Source organism: Silvimonas terrae, assembly GCF_014202765.1.
GTDB lineage: Bacteria > Pseudomonadota > Gammaproteobacteria > Burkholderiales > Chitinibacteraceae > Silvimonas > Silvimonas terrae.
Genome location: NZ_JACHHN010000011.1, coordinates 58,833 through 76,454 on the forward strand (window position 1 = coordinate 58,833; position 17,622 = coordinate 76,454).

Annotated in this window: 14 protein-coding genes; 8 read left to right on the forward strand and 6 right to left on the reverse strand. The window is 60.1% G+C overall.

The window, feature by feature from the left end:
- Positions 1-92 precede the first annotated feature (92 nt).
- Positions 93-1,013, reverse strand: coding sequence for a LysR family transcriptional regulator (locus tag HNQ50_RS20385; RefSeq protein ID WP_221303294.1), 921 nt, complete (start codon positions 1,011-1,013; stop codon positions 93-95).
- A 103-nt stretch (positions 1,014-1,116) separates the two neighbouring features.
- Between HNQ50_RS20385 and HNQ50_RS20390 the strand changes: the two genes are divergently transcribed.
- Entirely contained in the window at positions 1,117-2,505 is a 1,389-nt protein-coding gene (locus HNQ50_RS20390) for an MFS transporter (protein WP_184103074.1), read from the forward strand.
- Between the two features lie 21 nt (positions 2,506-2,526).
- Here HNQ50_RS20390 and HNQ50_RS20395 read toward each other — a convergent pair whose 3' ends face one another.
- Positions 2,527-2,895: a hypothetical protein gene (locus HNQ50_RS20395; RefSeq protein WP_184103075.1), complete on the reverse strand. Its 369-nt coding sequence runs from the start codon at positions 2,893-2,895 to the stop codon at positions 2,527-2,529.
- A 192-nt stretch (positions 2,896-3,087) separates the two neighbouring features.
- On the opposite strand from HNQ50_RS20395, the gene ada reads away from it, so the two are divergent.
- The 3 genes from ada (at position 3,088) to HNQ50_RS20410 (ending at position 6,594) form a co-directional block, all read left to right on the forward strand.
- Positions 3,088-4,191, forward strand: a complete 1,104-nt coding sequence (gene ada, locus HNQ50_RS20400; RefSeq protein WP_246428805.1) for a bifunctional DNA-binding transcriptional regulator/O6-methylguanine-DNA methyltransferase Ada — start codon at positions 3,088-3,090, stop codon at positions 4,189-4,191.
- Between the two features lie 2 nt (positions 4,192-4,193).
- Positions 4,194-4,835 carry a DNA oxidative demethylase AlkB gene (gene alkB, locus HNQ50_RS20405; RefSeq protein ID WP_184103203.1) on the forward strand — a complete coding sequence of 214 codons (642 nt, stop codon included), beginning with the start codon at positions 4,194-4,196 and terminating at the stop codon, positions 4,833-4,835.
- A gap of 580 nt (positions 4,836-5,415) precedes the next feature.
- The gene (locus tag HNQ50_RS20410) at positions 5,416-6,594 is read left to right on the forward strand and encodes a benzoate/H(+) symporter BenE family transporter (protein ID WP_184103076.1); all 1,179 of its coding nucleotides are present in this window, start codon (positions 5,416-5,418) and stop codon (positions 6,592-6,594) included.
- 63 nt (positions 6,595-6,657) lie between these two features.
- Here HNQ50_RS20410 and HNQ50_RS20415 read toward each other — a convergent pair whose 3' ends face one another.
- Together HNQ50_RS20415 and HNQ50_RS20420 are read right to left on the reverse strand one after the other, a co-directional pair.
- Complete coding sequence (locus HNQ50_RS20415; protein ID WP_184103077.1) at positions 6,658-9,426, reverse strand: DUF1631 family protein; 2,769 nt, start codon at positions 9,424-9,426, stop codon at positions 6,658-6,660.
- A gap of 338 nt (positions 9,427-9,764) precedes the next feature.
- Positions 9,765-10,763, reverse strand: a complete 999-nt coding sequence (locus HNQ50_RS20420; RefSeq protein ID WP_246428806.1) for a serine/threonine protein kinase — start codon at positions 10,761-10,763, stop codon at positions 9,765-9,767.
- A 125-nt stretch (positions 10,764-10,888) separates the two neighbouring features.
- On the opposite strand from HNQ50_RS20420, the gene HNQ50_RS20425 reads away from it, so the two are divergent.
- The gene (locus HNQ50_RS20425; protein ID WP_246428807.1) at positions 10,889-11,692 is read left to right on the forward strand and encodes an HAD-IIA family hydrolase; all 804 of its coding nucleotides are present in this window, start codon (positions 10,889-10,891) and stop codon (positions 11,690-11,692) included.
- A 478-nt stretch (positions 11,693-12,170) separates the two neighbouring features.
- Here the strand turns inward: HNQ50_RS20425 and HNQ50_RS20430 are convergent, their stop codons facing one another.
- Positions 12,171-14,828 (reverse strand): family 20 glycosylhydrolase, encoded by a 2,658-nt coding sequence (locus HNQ50_RS20430; RefSeq protein ID WP_184103079.1) that lies wholly within the window; start codon positions 14,826-14,828, stop codon positions 12,171-12,173.
- A 313-nt stretch (positions 14,829-15,141) separates the two neighbouring features.
- Here HNQ50_RS20430 and ltaE point away from each other — a divergent pair, with 313 nt between their 5' ends.
- The 3 genes from ltaE to HNQ50_RS20445 all read left to right on the forward strand — a co-directional run bounded on the left by ltaE (position 15,142) and on the right by HNQ50_RS20445 (position 17,033).
- Positions 15,142-16,173 carry a low-specificity L-threonine aldolase gene (ltaE, locus tag HNQ50_RS20435; RefSeq protein ID WP_184103080.1) on the forward strand — a complete coding sequence of 344 codons (1,032 nt, stop codon included), beginning with the start codon at positions 15,142-15,144 and terminating at the stop codon, positions 16,171-16,173.
- Between the two features lie 117 nt (positions 16,174-16,290).
- The gene (locus tag HNQ50_RS20440) at positions 16,291-16,638 is read left to right on the forward strand and encodes a hypothetical protein (protein WP_184103081.1); all 348 of its coding nucleotides are present in this window, start codon (positions 16,291-16,293) and stop codon (positions 16,636-16,638) included.
- Positions 16,639-16,700: 62 nt separating this feature from the next.
- Positions 16,701-17,033, forward strand: coding sequence for a hypothetical protein (locus HNQ50_RS20445; RefSeq protein WP_184103082.1), 333 nt, complete (start codon positions 16,701-16,703; stop codon positions 17,031-17,033).
- A 59-nt stretch (positions 17,034-17,092) separates the two neighbouring features.
- Here the strand turns inward: HNQ50_RS20445 and HNQ50_RS20450 are convergent, their stop codons facing one another.
- Complete coding sequence (locus tag HNQ50_RS20450; RefSeq protein WP_184103083.1) at positions 17,093-17,554, reverse strand: Mpo1 family 2-hydroxy fatty acid dioxygenase; 462 nt, start codon at positions 17,552-17,554, stop codon at positions 17,093-17,095.
- Between the last annotated feature and the right edge of the window lie 68 nt (positions 17,555-17,622).

A 17,622-nucleotide genomic window follows, 5' to 3' on the forward strand; every position in this document is an offset into this window, starting at 1 on the left:
ATGGCGGGTTTGGCAACTTGCTATACCTGCAATTATCCCGTGAGTCGGGCGGGATATACAGCCTTTTCACCAGATGGGGCCAGGCGGGCTGTTTATCCACCCGCATTGCGTACTTCTGCCCGCGCAATATCAAGCATGGCACGCACCAGCGGTGGCGGATTTTCGCGTCGCCATGCCAGCCAGACCGCCGTTTGTGCGGCGGGGTCGGCAATGGTGCGGTAGGTGACGGTTTCCACCTGGATGCGCTGCTGCAGCGCTGACAGGATAGCCACCCCGAAACCGGCGGCAATCAAGGCCACCTGGGTCGAGGTTTCACGCACTTCCTGAGCCACGCGCGGTACAAATCCGGCATCCCGGCACAGCGTCCAGACCTGATCGGCCATGGTAATACCCATGCCGCGTGGCAGCATCACAAAATCATCGTCGGCAAATTGTGCCAGCGACACCTTGTCCGTCGGCTGGCTACGCGCGGCCGGATGGCTGGTGTGCATGGCGACCACCAGGGGCTCGCGCATCAGTTCAAGCACGGCCAGCGATTCGGGCAGGGCAATGGGCCGGATGACCGCCATATCCAGCCAGCGTTCCAGCAAGGCATTGATTTGCTGCGGCGTGGTCATTTCCCGCAGGGTCAGTTGCACGGCCGGATGGTGTTCCCGAAACGCGTGGATAGCGCGGCCAAACACGGCGGTATACGGGGCAGAGCCCGTTAGCCCCAGCCGCAACTCGCCGGATTCTCCACGGTGTGCATGGACGGCTTGTTCTACCGCGTACTCCAGTTGCTGCAAGATGCGGCGCGCGTGATCCAGAAAGGTACGCCCGGCTTCGGTCAATTCCACCCGCCGATTGGTGCGATTAAACAGCCGCACCTGCATGTCCTGTTCCAGCGCCTGGATTTGTTGTGAGAGCGGTGGCTGGGTGATGCCAAGGCGTTCAGCGGCGCGGCCAAAGTGCAGTTCTTCGGCCACTGTCACAAAGTAGCGGAGCTGGCGTAGTTCCATTGAGTCGTAAAACATATCAAATGAGTCGATTGATATTATCGACATTAATACGGGTTTTTTCTAGACTGATTGCCAATGAAATCAAATGGCGTGCGCGCCAGATCGCCACTGGAAATCCATGTCACCCGAATACAACGGTCTGCCGCTGCCCGCGCGCTATTGGGCCATCCTGACGCTGGCGCTGGCCATCAGCATGGCCGTGCTGGATGGCGCCATTGCCAATGTGGCTTTGCCGGCCATTGCCCATGATCTGCATGCCAGCCCGGCGGCCTCCATCTGGGTGGTGAACGCTTATCAACTGGCCACCACGGTGTCTTTGCTGGCGTTTGCCTCGCTGGGAGATATTTACGGATACCGGCGCATTTACCAGATTGGTCTGGCGGTATTTACCGTGACGTCCGTATTGTGTGCGCTGTCTGATTCGCTGCTGACCTTGACCATTGCCCGCATCTTGCAAGGTTTTGGCGCTTCCGCACTGATGAGCGTGAATACGGCGCTGGTGCGGCTGATCTATCCCAAACAGCAACTGGGGCGCGGCATGGCGATCAATTCGCTGGTGGTGGCGCTTTCCTCGGCGGCAGGGCCGACCATTGCGGCCGGTATTCTGGCTGTCGCCAACTGGCAGTGGCTGTTTGCCATCAACTTGCCGCTGGGCGTGCTGGCGTTTGTCATCGCCATGAAGTCCCTGCCGGTCAATGCCCACAAGGCCACCCACGGTTTTGATCTGAAAAGCGCGTTGCTCAACGCGGCGACCTTTGGCTTGCTGATTTTCAGCATTGATGGCCTGGGGCATAACGCCAACAAACCGCTGGTGCTGGGTATGTTGGTCATGGCGCTGGCCGTGGGTTATCTGTTTGTGCGCCGCCAATTGACGCTGAGTGCGCCCATGCTGCCGGTGGATTTACTGCGTATTCCCTTGTTCAGCTTGTCTATCTGTACCTCCATCTGTTCTTTCAGTGCGCAGATGCTGGCGATGGTCTCGCTGCCGTTTTACTTGCAGGAAAACCTCAACCTGTCGGCCACACAGACCGGTTTGTTACTGACGCCCTGGCCCCTGGCCATTGTGGTCACTGCACCATTGGCGGGACGCCTTGTAGAGAAAAAATACTCGCCGGGCATGCTGGGCGGGATTGGCCTGGCGCTGTTCGCGGCCGGTTTGCTGTTGCTGGCCTTGTTGCCCGCTAACCCAGGCAGCCTGGATATCATCTGGCGCATGGCGCTGTGCGGGATCGGGTTTGGTTTTTTCCAGTCGCCCAACAACTTCGCCATTCTCTCTTCCGCCCCGGCGCATCGCAGCGGCGGCGCCAGCGGCATGCTGGGTACCGCACGGCTGGTGGGCCAGACCACGGGGGCATCTCTGGTGGCGCTGATGTTTGGTCTGTTTGGGCAGGGTGGTACGCGCAGCAGTTTGCTGACGGCCGCAATCTTCGCCATCTGCGCGGCAGGCGTGAGTTTTATGCGGATGGCGGGCAGCGTGAACCCGGCACAGGCCACGCGGGCGGGTTGATGCCGGACAGATGGGGAACAATCAGGCGCGTCGCTGCTGCGCCTTGTTGCGCATGACAATCACCGCCACAAACAGACCCAACAGCGCACCCGGCAGCAACAGCGGCAGCATCATGCAAATGATCAGACCCACGGCCAGCAGGGGTAGCAAAATGAGGCCCAGTAGCAACATGGACGAGCCTGCGAGCAGCAGCATCAACAGCGTAACCAGCAATCCATCCAGCAATAGCGCCAGCAGCGCGCTACCCACCAGCATGGCCCAGAACGGGACCAGGTGTACTGGCTGACCGTTATCAGTGACGTGCAGCCATTGCGTCGGAAAGAAATAATGGCCGACGATGATCACCAGTGCCGTGAGCGCCAGAACCCGTACGATGCTTGTGCCACGCATGACCTTGCCCCATTTGAAGTCAGAGCCTGCACCAAAGACCCCGTCTATGCACCAAGCATATGCCCGCACCACAAGCCTGGCAAACGCCGCATAATGACCGGATCGTCTGGCCTTCAATTTGAAAGCAAGGCGCGGAGTTCGCCCGGGATTGCATTGACCGACCATACGGGTGTCGATGAACCGGGAGCCATCATGTCTGCCCAATTTGCCATGTCTGCCAAACCAGATACCGCGCCGGACGCGGTTTTTATCAATGACGACGAACGTTGGGATGCAGTCCAGCGGCGGGATACGCACGCCGACGGTTTGTTCTGGTACGGCGTGCGCACCACGGGCGTGTATTGCCGCCCGTCCTGCCCGTCGCGCCATGCCTTGCGCAAGAATGTGTATTTCTACACCAGCCAGACCGAGGCCGAAGCCGCCGGCCTGCGTGCCTGCAAACGCTGCAAGCCGGATCAGGATTCGCTCGCCAGCCAGCATGCCGAAGCGGTCGCGCGGGCTTGCCGGCTGATCGAAACCGCCGAGAACCTGCCTTCATTGACGCAACTGGCCGCTGCGGCCGGGCTGAGTCGTTACTATTTTCACCATGTGTTCAAGGACATTACCGGCGTAACCCCGCGCGAATACGCCGCAGCGCATCGCGCCGGGCGCGTGCGGGCCGAGCTGCAACGCGCTGACAATGTGACGGACGCCTTGTATCAAGCGGGGTTCGGGTCCAGTGGGCGCTTTTACGAAAAATCCACCGAAATGCTGGGTATGAAACCCAAGGGCTACCAGCGTGGCGGGGAGGGCGAGGCCATCCGCTTTGGGGTAGGCCAATGCACGCTGGGCGCCATCCTGGTCGCAGCCACCGAACAAGGTGTGTGCAGTATTTTGCTGGGTGACGAACCGGATGAACTGGTCCGCGATCTGCAAGATCGTTTCCCCAAGGCGCAATTGATCGGTGCCGATACCCGGTTTGAACAATGGATGGCGCAAGTGATCGGCTTTGTTGATCATCCGGCCCATGGTTTGGCACTGCCGCTGGATATTCGCGGTACGGCCTTCCAGGAGCGGGTCTGGCAAGCTTTGCGGGCGATTCCGCCGGGCAGCACGGCCAGTTATGCCGATATTGCCGGGCGCATAGGCCAGCCGCGTGCGGTACGCGCCGTGGCGCAAGCCTGTGCGGCCAATAAACTGGCGGTGGCAATCCCGTGCCACCGTGTCGTGCGCAATGACGGCGCGTTGTCGGGTTACCGTTGGGGCGTAGAACGCAAACGGGCCTTGCTGGCGCGCGAAGCGGAGAATACCGAGTGAGTATGGCAGACCTGTTTGACGGCATGGCGCAAGGCGACGAACAACTGGCGCCGGGCGCCTGGTTGCTGCGCGGCTTTGCCCGTGACATGGCCAGTACCTTGCTACACGACGTGGCCAGTGTGACCGCGGTTGCGCCTTTCCGCCATCTGGTCACGCCTGGCGGTTACACCATGTCGGTGGCCATGACCAACTGCGGGCGCGTGGGCTGGACCTCTGAAGCGCGTGGTTATCGTTATGCCGGGATTGATCCGCAAACCGGCCAGGCCTGGCCGGCGCTGCCGGATTCGTTTGCTGACCTGGCCCGCCGCGCTGCCCAAGCGGCGGGTTTCCCCGATTTTGACCCGGATGCGTGTCTGATCAACCGCTACACCCCTGGCTCGCGTCTCTCTTTGCATCAAGACCGGGATGAGAACGACCGTGTCGCGCCGATTGTCTCGGTCTCGCTGGGCTTGCCGGCGGTGTTCCAGTTTGGCGGCCTTGCCCGTACCGACAAACCGGCACGCTACCGGCTGGAGCATGGGGATGTGGTGGTATGGGGCGGGCCGTCGCGGTTTGCTTATCACGGCGTGCTGCCGGTGGCGGATGGATATCACCCGGAGACGGGGAATTTGCGGATCAATATTACGTTCCGGAAGGTGTTTTGAAGGGGTAGTTGTTGCTTTTGCAGAGTGGGTACCCCCACAAAGCCGTTGGATGTACCGGATGACAGGTGGAGCGGGGCGGCCGGGAATCCGGGGTGACAATGTTGGCAAAGACGCTGTCCTGGTGAACATGGCCACCCCGGATTCCCGCTCCGCTCCATCCGGGCTACGGTGCTGCAACGGCAATATCAAAAGGCAACCCAACCCCGCAAGCCATTTGCCCGCAAGATGGATTCACTACGCCTACCACATCGTCATTCCCGCGGAGGCGGGAATCCAGGAACCGTAGCCCGGATGAAGGCCAACGGCCGGGAATCCGGGGTGACAATGTCGGCAAAAATGCAGTCCTGGTGAACATGGCCATCCCGGATTCCCGCTCCGCTCCATCCGGGCTACGGTGCTGGATTCCGGCGCAAGGGGGCCGCCGAGGACCGGAATGGCGAGTCCGTGGAATGCGCGTTGAATTAACAACTTACCCAAAAAACCACTTCTGTTCGCCCACTTTCCCCCCAAGCTGTACCGGTACGTCTCCCGTATGGCAACGTAATATCAAGTTCATATCCAGCCCGCAGAGGTTTCCTTCATGTCCTTGTCGTTGCCGCGCCCGTTTCCGCTCTCTACGCTTGCCGCCGGCCTCGTCACTGTATTGGTGGGGTTTACCAGTTCGGTGGCTATTGTGTTTCAGGCAGCGCTGGCCGCCGGGGCAAGCCAGGCCCAGTTGTCGTCCTGGATTGCCGCGCTGGGCTTTGCCATGGGTATTACCTGTATCGGGTTCAGCCTGTATTACAAAAAGCCGGTGGTCACGGCCTGGTCAACGCCAGGCGCAGCCTTGCTGGTGACGTCGCTGTCGGGCGTGCCCTTGCCTTATGCGCTAGGGGCTTTTGTGTTTTGTGGGGCGTTGATCTTGATCAGCGGGCTGACGGGCTGGTTTGAAAAGGTCATGAATCATCTGCCCCTACCGGTGGCGGCGGCGATGATGGGCGGGGTGCTGGTGCATTTTGGCATGAATGTGTTTGTGGCCATGAAGACAGACTTTGTGCTGGTACTGTCCATGTTTGTCGCCTGGTTGGTACTCAAACGCATGTGGCCGCGTTACGCAGTCTTGCTGGTACTGGTCATCGGCGCGGTGATTGCGGCGCTGCAAGGGCAGTTGCATCTGGATGGGGTGCATCTGCAACTGGCCCAGCCGGTCTGGACAACGCCGGCGTTTTCCTGGCAGGTGCTGGTGGGGGTGGGGATTCCGCTGTTTGTGGTGACGATGGCCTCCCAGAATGTGCCGGGTGTGGCAGTCATGCGTGCCAACGGGTATGACACGCCGGTCTCGCCCCTGATGACCGGGACCGGGCTGACCACGTTGTTGCTGGCGCCGTTTGGCTGTTTTGCCGTCAATCTGGCGGCCATTTCGGCGGCCTTGTGCATGGGCAAAGATGCTCACGAAGACCCCGCACAACGCTATCTGGCGGCGGTGTTTGCGGGTGTGTTCTATCTACTGGCAGGTTTGTTTGGCGCCACCATCGGGGCCCTGTTTGCAGCGTTTCCCAAAGAACTGGTGATGGCGATCGCCGGCATTGCGCTGTTCGGCACCATTGCTGGCAGCCTGGCCACCGCCATGAAAGAAGATCACCTGCGCGAGCCCGCGTTGATCACGTTCCTGGTGACGGCCAGTGGCACGTCGCTGTTTGGTATTGGCTCTGCCTTTTGGGGGCTGGTTGCCGGGGCGTTGGCGATTGCCATCCTCAACGCCCGCCTGCGGCATCACTGATCCAGGTGTACCCATGAAAAAAGCCGGCAATCGCCGGCTTTTTCCGGGTGGGTTGGGCGGGCGTTACACGGCCGCTTTGCCGCTATTGAAAGGGTTGCCCGGGGCGGAATCCATTTTGTCGGCCGAGGTCAACAGCGCGTTGATGGCACGCTCAAACAAGGGCGTGCTTTCCAGGAAGCGGGCGCGGCCCGCAGCCAGCAGGCGCTTGAACATTTTGACGCTGACCACGGACGGTTTGTCATTGCCTTCAATCGTCAGCACCAGCGTGGTGGATGAGGTGCTCACCCAATCGAGGCGGGCGCGGGAAGGGTGGCCGTCCAGATTGACTTCCACCGTCACGCCGCCTTGCAAGCCCAGATCGACTGCTTTGTCCTGGGCAATTTCTTCTTCCGTCGCGGTGGTTTGGGCCTCGATCGGGGTCGGGGGCAACGGCTGTTCTTCCGTTTCCAGCATGTGGTCGATCAGGTCGAGTTCCACATCCAGTTCGTTAATGGCTTCCGTCACCATATGGCGATCAAAGACCGGGATCTGCGGTGTGTCTTCCTGGGGCTCAGGCGCCAGGAAATGTACAAAGTTCTCCCGCACCATTTCCACCGGTGGCACTGGCGCGGGAACATGCGTGGCAGACAGTGCCAGTCGGTGGGATTCCGCCAGCCAGGTCAGCACCTTTTGCTGTTCTGCGCGGGGCAGGCCAGAGTCTTCCAGGCCAGAGCGCAAGGTCGCCAGAATGCCCGGGATCATGCTCAGTAATTGTTTGCGCTCACCCGCGCCCACCTTGGGCGCAATGCTCCAGATCAGATCAGGCACCAGCAGGCGGTAACTGAGCGCGCGATCCGGATCAACGCGGCCAGCCCGTTCAATGGCGTGCGCCCAGTCGTTGACCAGAAACTCTTGCAAAAAGCCGTCCAGCCGGTAGGCAGAGAGCGCATCACCCAGCGTACCGCTGACGCGGGCGTATTCCACCGTGTGGTTTTCTGCCGTTTCAATGGCTTCCACCGCCTTGCCCACGGCGGAGTTGGCATTGCGCAGTTCCCGGGCGATAAAGGCGTCAAACTCATCCAGCATGGCGCCAAAGAGGGCCAGACCTTCGGTTTTGTCGGCCAGCAGGGTTTCAATGATCTGGCGGATTTCAACGCTGATGCGCTCACCCGTCGGGTCCAGCGAGCGCAAACCCAGCGAGATCGAGCCGATGCGGTTGACCAGCATGCGCGCCGGGTGGTGCGATTGCGTGAAGAACTGGGGGTCCAGCAGGGCGGTTTTGAGCACCAGGAATTGCAGGCGGCCCAACTGCGCGCGCACTTCGGCCGGTACTTCGGTATCGCTCAGAATGAATTCGAACAGCATGGCCACCGTATCGATGATCATCTGTTCAGAATTGTCTTTGGCCACGTCCGCCAGGCGGGAGCGGGCTTCCAGAATCAGGTTGCGGATGCGGCCGTTGTCCATGATCTGGTCAACGGTTGGCGTGGCTGCGTACTGCAGTTCTTCCACCATGCCAGACAGCGGGGTGTGCTGGAAGGTCGTACCGCCCCCTCCGCCGCTGATGCCAGCGCCCAGGTCGCCATCGTGGTAGGGCAAGTGATCTTCAGCGGCATAACCATCACTGGCCGGTGCACCGCGACCGTTGCCGGTAAACAGATTGCGCAAGGCTTCGCCCACGCCTTGTGTGGCACTAAGCCAGTTACGCCGAGGCGCTTCTGAGGCCGGCGCAGCACCTGCACCCCCAGCCGCGCCAAATTGACCGCCAGCCGCTGCCGCTTGCGCACCCCAGCCACCCGGCCAGCCCGCAGGCGCGGGGCCGCCGGGCATACCACCAGGCATGCCCATACCCGCTGGCATACCCATGCCAGGTGCGCCGCCAGGCAGCATGCCGCCACCCTGAGCGTGTGCCTGCATGGCGGCCGGTTCCGGCCCCAGACCCAGCGCATGCTGCACAAACTGCAGCAACTGATCGCTGCGGTCCGATTGGGGCTGTGGAAAACCAGGCATACCTTGGGGCATGCCTTGCTGCATGCCCTGTGGCATGCCGGGAAAACCCTGGGGCATGCCGCCTGGCATACCCAGACCCGCCGGGTTAAAGGGCATTTCACCGACAAAATTGCCGTCATGCGCACCGCCATCCATGTGTTCGGGTGCATGGGCGGGGGCGGGCTGTTGCTGATTTGGCTGCCATGGCGAGGGCTTGCTGCGGCGGATCTTCAACTGCAGCGTGCTGGCAATACCTTCGCTGGCCAGGTGTTCATTCAGGCTTTCATAAATGCGCACGACCCACTCGGTCAGGTCTGACGCCAACTGATCAATCAGCACCGAGGCGGTTTCTGCCTCCAGGTGCAAGGTCTCAACCGATTGGGTAATACAGCGGGTAAACAGGTAAGGGCGGAACGGGTTTTCACGCTCTTTGATGTCTTCCTGGCCAAATAGCACCGCCATGCGGATATTCAGGTCACGCAGTTGCTGTTCCGCCGCATTGCGATAACGCCGCATGATGTTATCCATGCGCATTTCTTCGTCTTGCGCAGAGGTATCAATCAGGCTGAGGGTTGTCTGGGTAAAGGCGTCGGCAAAAGAGGGGCGGAAAGTGCTGTAGGCAGTCTGAAAGGCGCGGTTGAGCAAGCCTTCCATTTTCTGATTCATTTGCAGGCGTAGTTCCGCCTCACGTTTGAACAAGGCGGTGCGGGCATCAAAGCGGGTAAAGCGGTCGGCCGCAGTGGCGGCAATGTCGGCGAGTTCATTGAGCCGTTGCATCGACACCGGCGTTAGCGCATCAACAGCCTCGGCAAAGGCCTTGAGAAATTCCTTGCGGGTTTGCGCCAGTACTGCGTTCCGGTCCATCTTCTCGGTATGCCCTTCGCCAAAGGCGTCAGTGGTTGGATTTGTTAGTACCAAGTATTGTAAGCAAATGGCATTTATTGCGCGACTTATTAGTGGTTGCCGACAAAAGTGTATGTCGCTTACGACACCGTTTATCCCTGTGAATCCCGCCACTTAACCCCCGATTTGGTGCAGGGTTGACCGGGATCAGGGGTTTTGCCTACGACAACTGACGCAAAAGGTATAGCAAGGCGACAGTTTGGTGCTGTCAGTTTCAGGCTGAATGGACAGGGACGGGTAGCGAGAACACATAGAGCATTGATAAGCCAGCGCGTGCCGTTACGCTGGGTACAACTGCTTCAAAATCCGCGCAACGGCAGGGGGGGCTCATCCATCAGGGCAACTTGTTCGCGCAGTTCCAGTACGCGGTCTTGCCAGTAACGTTGCGTGTTGAACCACGGAAAAGCAGCGGGGAAGGCTGGATCGTCCCAGCGCTGGGCCAGCCAGGCACTGTAATGCAGCAGGCGCAAGGTGCGCAGGGCTTCGACCAGATGCAGTTCCCGCGCGTTGAAATCGGCAAAGGATTCATAGCCTTCCATGATGGCGGACAACTGCACCGTCATATCGGCGCGCTCGCCCGAGAGCATCATCCACAAGTCCTGAATGGCCGGGCCGCTGCGGCAATCGTCAAAGTCCACAAAGTGCGGGCCGTCGTCAGTCCAGAGGATGTTGCCCGCATGGCAATCGCCGTGCAGCCGGATACTGCTGGTATCGCCAGCGCGCTCATAGCAGCGCTTGACGCCATCAAGCGCCTGGGCGCTGACGCTCTCCCACGCTTCCCGCAAATCCGCCGGAATAAACCCGTTGTCCAGCAAAAACCGGCGCGGCGTAATGCCAAAGGTGTCCGGGTTGATGGCCGGACGCAACTGGAACGGGGTAAGCGCGCCCAGACTGTGGATGCGGCCCATAAAACGGCCCAGCCATTCCAGCGTATCCAGATCATCCAGTTCCGGTGCGCGGCCACCCCGACGGGTAAACACCGCAAAACGGTAGCCTTCAAAAGTATGCAGCGTGGCGCCATTGATGGTGAGCGGTGGTACTACGGGGATTTCTGCCTCGGCCAGTTCTGCGCTGAAGGCATGTTCCTCGGCAATGGCCGCATCGCTCCAGCGGGCAGGGCGGTAAAACTTGGCAACAATGGGGGCGGCATCTTCAATGCCGATCTGGTACACGCGGTTTTCGTAACTGTTCAGTGCCAGCAGGCGACCATCCGTGCGCAAACCGCACGCATCGATGGCATTGAGCACGCAATCGGGCGTGAGCCCGGCAAAAGGGGGAGTAGCAGCTGTCTCGGTCATGTCTGACATGATGCCAGCGCCCCGCTGTTGCCGCGAGCAACTTGCGGCAGAAGGCGGTTTCGCGTCATGCTGTTTGCGTAACCCGATGCGGATCAAGCCATAGCATCACAAAAAACGGCATGATCATGCAAGTCCGAACCACCACACAGACCAAAGCCATGACCAAAAGCATTATTTCAGATATGGACGGCGTGATTTACCGGGGCAAAGCCTTGATCCCCGGCGCCAACGATTTCGTACAGCGTCTGCTCAAGGACAATGTGCCGTTTTTGTTCCTGACCAACAACGCAGAGCAAACCCCGCTGGACCTGAAACTGAAGCTGGAACATCTGGGCATCAAGGGTCTGACTGAAGACAACTTTATTACCAGCGCCATGGCCACGGCGATGTTTCTGAAAAACCAGAAACAAAATGCCACCGTCTACGTCGTGGGCGGCGGCGGTCTGATTAACGAGTTGTATAACGTGGGCTTCTCGATTTCGGAGTCGAACCCGGATTACGTCGTGGTGGGCAAGACCACCAGCTTGTCCTACGAACAACTCAAGAAGGCCGTGCGCCTGATTGATGGGGGCGCCAAGTTTATCGGCACCAACCCGGACATGATCGACCCGGTGGAAGGCGGCAACGAACCGGCCGCAGGCACTATTCTGGCCGCTATTGCCGCCGCCACCGGCAAGACGCCCTACATTGTCGGCAAGCCCAACGCGCTGATGATGACCTTGGCGACGCGCAAGCTGGGTGTGCATCCGGATGACGCGGTGATGATTGGTGACCGCATGGATACCGATATCGTGGGCGGCATGGAAGCGGGCATGACGACTGCGCTGGTGCTGTCGGGCGTGAGTACCAAAGAGTCGATCAAGACCTTTCCGTACAAGCCGGACCACGTCTTTAACCACGTGGGCGAGATTGATCCGGCCGCTTTGTAATGGCCTGATCCACAAAACAAAAAACGACCCCGGCGGGTCGTTTTTTGTTTGTTGATATTCATCAAGACTACCGACATCGCCACCCCGGATTCCCGCCTGCGGCTCCATCCGGGCTACGGTGCTGGGGAAATCACTTCGTAGCCCGGATGAAGGACCGAAGGTCCGGGAATCCGGGGTTGTAACGCTGGCCATTTCGCGACCTCCGCGCACCTGAAAACCCACCCCCACCGTACAACACCATTCTTGCCGACATCGCCACCCCGGATTCCCGCTTCGCTCCATCCGGGCTACGGTGCTGGGGAAGTCACTTTGTAGCCCGGATGAAGGACCGAAGGTCCGGGAATCCGGGGTTGCAATGCGGGCATACCACCGCGTCATTCCGGCGCAAGGGGGCCGCCGCGGACCGGAATGACGGATCAGCGTGACCCATAAAAAAACCGCATCAAACGATGCGGCTTTTTGTTCTGCGGGCCTTGGCTTAATTCAGGCCACTGGCGCGACCTGCGCGTTTGCCATCCGGGCTGATCGTGCGCACCTGGACTTGCGTGGCATCGCTCACCGCCGGGGCATGTGCGGCGTCGTAACGTTGCCAGTTCTTGCCGTTATCCAGCGAGTACTGCACCGGTACGCCGGGGAATTCCGCCAGCGCGGCCAGTTTGCCATCCACCACGCGCGCGCCCACCATCGGTAGCCGATAGCTCACTCCGGCCTTGTCCAGCTTGGGAATTTCCCGCTCACCCAGGGCGTTGACGAACACGGCGTAGTCCTCATTCAGTGCCTTGCTGTTGACGTGCTGGGTGACGCCATACTTGAACGTGGTGCCAGCCTGATACGGCAACTCCCACGAGGCCTTGTGCCAGGCGCGTTCTGCCACGGCAATCAGACGCGGATAGATCATGTATTCCAGCTTGGCATCGGTGCGGACGGCTTCACTCCACAACTGCGCCGACATGCCGGTGATGCTGGGAGCGATTTCGCCCGATTTGATCTCGAATGCATTGCCATCCCGATCAACCGAGGTCTCTGCGTTTTGGGGCAGGTTTTCCGGCGCAAAGGTGAAGATCTTTTTCACCGGGTTAGAGCGCGCGCCCCAGTAGTAGCCGCTTTCTTTCGGGTCAATCTCATTGGGGAAATCAATGTAGACGTAATCCGGGTTGGAAATCACGATGCCGTAGCCCTTGGCACTCCATTGTGCGGCAGAGTCCGCACCGCCCCAGTAGAGGGTGTCCCAGAAGTTGACGCGGGTGGGGGTAGAGAGTGCTTTGGCATTGGGCAGATTTTTTAGCCCGTCTTGCCAGGCCTGGAAGTTGCCAATGCCGTATTTGGGCAAGAGGCTGTTGACCTGGGTGGCAAAGTAATCGGGCAGATGTTCAATATTTTCCACCTTGCCGGATTTGACCAAGGCCTGGCAGACCGGCGATTTGGCCCAGGGGTGATCGCGCCGCGTCGCCGGAATCTGGCCTTTGCCCTCGGTTTCTTTGCCGCCTTGTTCGGTATAACCGGCACCCAGGAAAATGTTCTTGGCTTCATCGCCGCCAAAATGCCAGGTGGTGAGCGGCACACCGGCCTGTTTGTACATTCCGGCCACTTCGCCCATGACCTTGTCGGCAAAGCGTAGTGTGGAGGGCAGGCAGGGGTTGAGGGTAGAGAGGCGGTTGTAGTACTGCACGGTATTGATTTCGCTGGTGTCGGCCGGATCAACCAGGCGGTATTCATTGGCCGCAGCAGTCTTGCCTTCGGCCATCAGCTTTTTGTAGCGCGCCTCCATGGAGACCACCGCCGCGCGGGAGTGCCCGGGCATGTCAAATTCCGGGATCACGTCAATCTGGCGGGCCTTGGCGTATTTGAGTATGTCGATAAAGTCGTTGCGGGTCAGATAACCGCTGCCGTCGGTTTTGCTATCCGGGCCTTGGCCCAGTTGCGGCAACAGGCATTGGGTTTCAGAGAGATCAAGACAACGTTTGGCACCGACATCGGTGAGTTCAGGCAGCCCGGCAATCTGCAAGCGCCAGCCTTCGTCATCGGACAAATGCATGTGCAGTTTGTTGAGCTTGTAGGCCGCCATCTGGTCGATGGCCCGCATGACAGCTGCCTTGCTGTGGAAATTGCGCGCGATATCCACCATGAAACCACGGTAGTCAAAACGGGGCGCATCCGCGACGGTCATGGCGGGCAGGGAGGTTGGGCCGGAGACTTGCATCAATGACAACAAGGATTGCACCCCATAGAACGCGCCCGCCTGATCGACCCCCGTGACGGTGGCCCCCTTGGGCGTGATGGTCAGGGCATACCCCTCTGCTTTGCGGGCGGCTTGCGGCACGGCGGCGGGATCAATCTTCACGCTGACCGGGAAGGCACCGCTACCGCCGTTGACGCCCAGCTCTGTCATGCGTTGTTCCAGCGCCGTCACGCTGGTTTTGTCCAGGCCACTGGCCGTCAGATGCAAACCATGTGCAAGGGTGACTGTGCCACCGGTGAGTTGTTGTTGCAGCGGTGCGGGGATAATGCGGCCGGCGCTGGCTTCGGCCGGCAGGGTGGGCGTCTGGCTATAGAGCGCGTAGCGATTGGGGGCATTCATCAGCACGTTGGCGTCGTTGGCGGTGCGCTTCCAGTTGTTCCCCAGCGGGGCGACAAACTGGCTGACGTCTTCCGTATCTGTGTTGGCGATGACCTGGGCTGGCGCGGAGCCGGCTTTGACGAACCAGCGCGGCATGGTGTCTGACTCGCTGATTTGCCAGTACTCCAGTGTCATGGGGATGGTGAGGCTGGCGTTGGCGCCAAAACCCTGGAACTTGTCGGTGGGTTGCAGGCGGTACAGGTCACCCGTCAGATGGGTAACGGCGAACTGGTCGGTATCGAGCTTGAGTACACGGCGGATGCTGGAGAAATAGATTTCCCAATTTTTGCCATTAAGGGCGGGGCCGCTGTTGGTCAGCGTGACCTTGGCGCTGTAGCAAGAGGCCCAGTCCGCTCCGAGTGGTCCACACAGGTCTGCGGGCAGGCCGTTGGCGGTGACGGCATAGTGCACCTGTAACTGATGCGCCATGTTCTGCGTGAGCGTGGCGTCAGGCGTGGCGGCCAGGGCAAAGCCGGACAAGGCCATTGAAACGGCCACAATGCTGGATTTGATCTGCATGGTTGTTGTTCCTCTGTGTGCGATTTTTATTTGATGTCGGCCGGGCGCGGGTTGGCGCGGGGCGTACAGGTCCAGGCGTTTGGCAAAGTTGCAACAAGAGGGCGGACGGAATCTGTTCAGCGAGGGGCAGATGGCGAGTGCATGGCTTGCCGCAATCGTGGTAAAACGCGAGAACGACCACGGTAGGCCGGTTTTCTGGCTCTGTCGTTGCCTCGTATCAAATTAAAAAGGCCAGTATTGACAAGGAACTTTCGCGCACCAAGCTTTGGCAGGCTGTACCCGGTCTGCAGACCACGGGGCGCAGGGACACACCATGACCCAATGGATCGACGTAAGAAGTGACACCGTAACTCATCCCACACCGGCCATGCGCGCCGCCATGGCCAATGCGCCCGTGGGTGATGATGTTTATGGGGATGACCCCACCGTAGCCGCGCTGGAACAACGCGCCGCAGAAGTGCTCGGCAAGGACGCTGCCCTGTTTGTGCCCACCGGCACCTTTGGCAACCAGCTGGCGCTGTTCACCCACTGCGACCAGGGTGATGAGGTGATTGCCGGTGAAGACAGCCATATTGTCTGGCATGAAGTGGGGGCAGCCTCGGTCATTGCCGGGGTGAATCTGCGGCCCATTCCCGCGCCACGCGGTGTGCTGGCACCGGACGAAATCCGCCGGCGCATTCGTCCGGCGGGGGATATCCACCTGCCGCACACCCGTTTGCTGTGCCTGGAAAATGCCTATTCTGGCGGTCAGGTGGTGTCGGTGGCCGATAGCGCCGCCGCGTGGGACGTCGCACAAGAGGCGGGTCTCAAGGTTCACCTGGACGGCGCCCGGCTATTCAACGCCGCAGCGGCGCTGGATGTCCCGGCGCGGGATATTGCCCGTTTTGCCGACAGCGTGATGTTCTGTTTGTCTAAAGGCCTGGCGGCACCGGTGGGTTCCATGCTGGTCGGGGAGGCCGGGTTTATTGAGATTGCCCGCAAGAAACGCAAGCTCATGGGGGGTGGTTTGCGGCAGGCCGGCGTGCTGGCTGCGCCAGGGCTGATTGCGCTCAATGAAATGTCGCAACGGCTGGGTGAAGACCATGCCAATGCGCGCTTGCTGGCGCAACATCTGGGCGATATTCGCGGGATCGAGATCAATGAAGAGGCGCTGGATATCAACATGGTCTGGTTCCGCCTGACCGCCCCGGTGGATGTGGATGCCCTGATGGCGGGTTTGCTGGCACGCGGCATCAAGGCCAATCCGCCGGAACAAGGCCTGATGCGCCTGGTCACACATTGGCAAGTCGGCAAAACCGAGGTCGCCCGGATTGCCGATGCCTTTGAGGCCTTGCTGGCTGCCTGACCCGCTTTGCGCCGACAGTCCGCCCGTCCTTGGGGAGTGTCGGGGCAACATGCTGTACTGAAGCAGGCCGCCGCAATGGACTTTGCTGGCGGCCGTTTCCCGCTTCAGGAGCTGCGCATGGAAGAAGACCTGTCCGCCGATCGCAACGCCTTTGGGCAACTGGCGCCGCTGCAATCCGCGTTGCGCCAGGCCGGCCTGCCACCCTTGTGGGCGCGCAGTGACCTGGCGGTTGAGTTACTGGCGGAGGGCGGTTCGCTGACCCATATGATCTCCCGCCTGGTGACCGTATTTGGCGGAAATGGCGTCGACGGTGCGATCTACCACCTCTCTGCCCACGACACCGCCTTGCGCCGTTTGGTCACGCTGACCCACCAACAGCGTGGAGGCCAGCTATCTGCCGCTGAGTCACACGAACTGGAAGAATGCCGCCGCATGGTCGACGATGAATTCAACACGGACGGCTGAACCAGCCCGTTCGACCTGACAAACACACAGCTTCACCCGGTTTTTTGCCAAGGAGTACAGTGATGAGTATGACACTGCTAGACCTGGATAAAGTCCGCAACCAGCTTGATGCCTGGGAAATCGAAATCAATCAGGAACTGCGCGACCCGCCCACCGATGAATTCCAGCACGAAATGCGCACGCGCCACGGCCCGCAAATCAAGGCGTGGATCAAAGAACTGGAACACGAGCGGGACCACCTGCAAACCAAAGAAAGCAAACCCAATGGTCACGCCAACGGGCGTTCAGAAGACGACCTGACCCCGCCGCGCCTGCGGCATGCGTCTGATGCGGAAGTCGTGGCGCGTATTTATTCCACCATGGGTTACCTGCGCAGCGAGATTGGCCCGGGTTGATCACCTTTGGATTTATCCGACAAAAAAATGGCCGCTGATGCGGCCATTTGTGTGTGTGGTCAGGCCACCGGCCAGCCCAGACGGCGCAATGCTTTACCCATCAGCCAGGCCGGGCCGATCAGCAGATAGGCCAGATCGGTAAAGAACGAGGGCCGCCGGCCTTCAATGGCATGCCCGACAAACTGCCCGATCCACGCCAGAACAAACAACGCCAGCGCCAGCACGAACGCGCCTTGCGTGCCCAGTGCAGCCACTGCGGCACGTGCAAGCCATGCGTTCAGCGCCAGCCACAACAACATGGCAAAACCAAGGCGACTGGCCAATTGGGTATAAAAGCCCAAAGCAGCGGCAGCCGCCAGCAGCGCCCAGAAACCGCCAATCCCGGTGGGTGAGGGAATGAGCCACAGCCACAGCATCACGCACCACAAGATCACCGGCACGCAAATCCAGTGAATGGTCTGGTTGGTGGGGTTGCGATGATCACTGCTGTAGGAGTTGAACCATTGGCCGGCCGTGCGCATGGAGGAGTCCTGATGATTGGAGATTATTGATTGGAATATCCGGGAGATCAGAACGAGTTTAGGCAGGG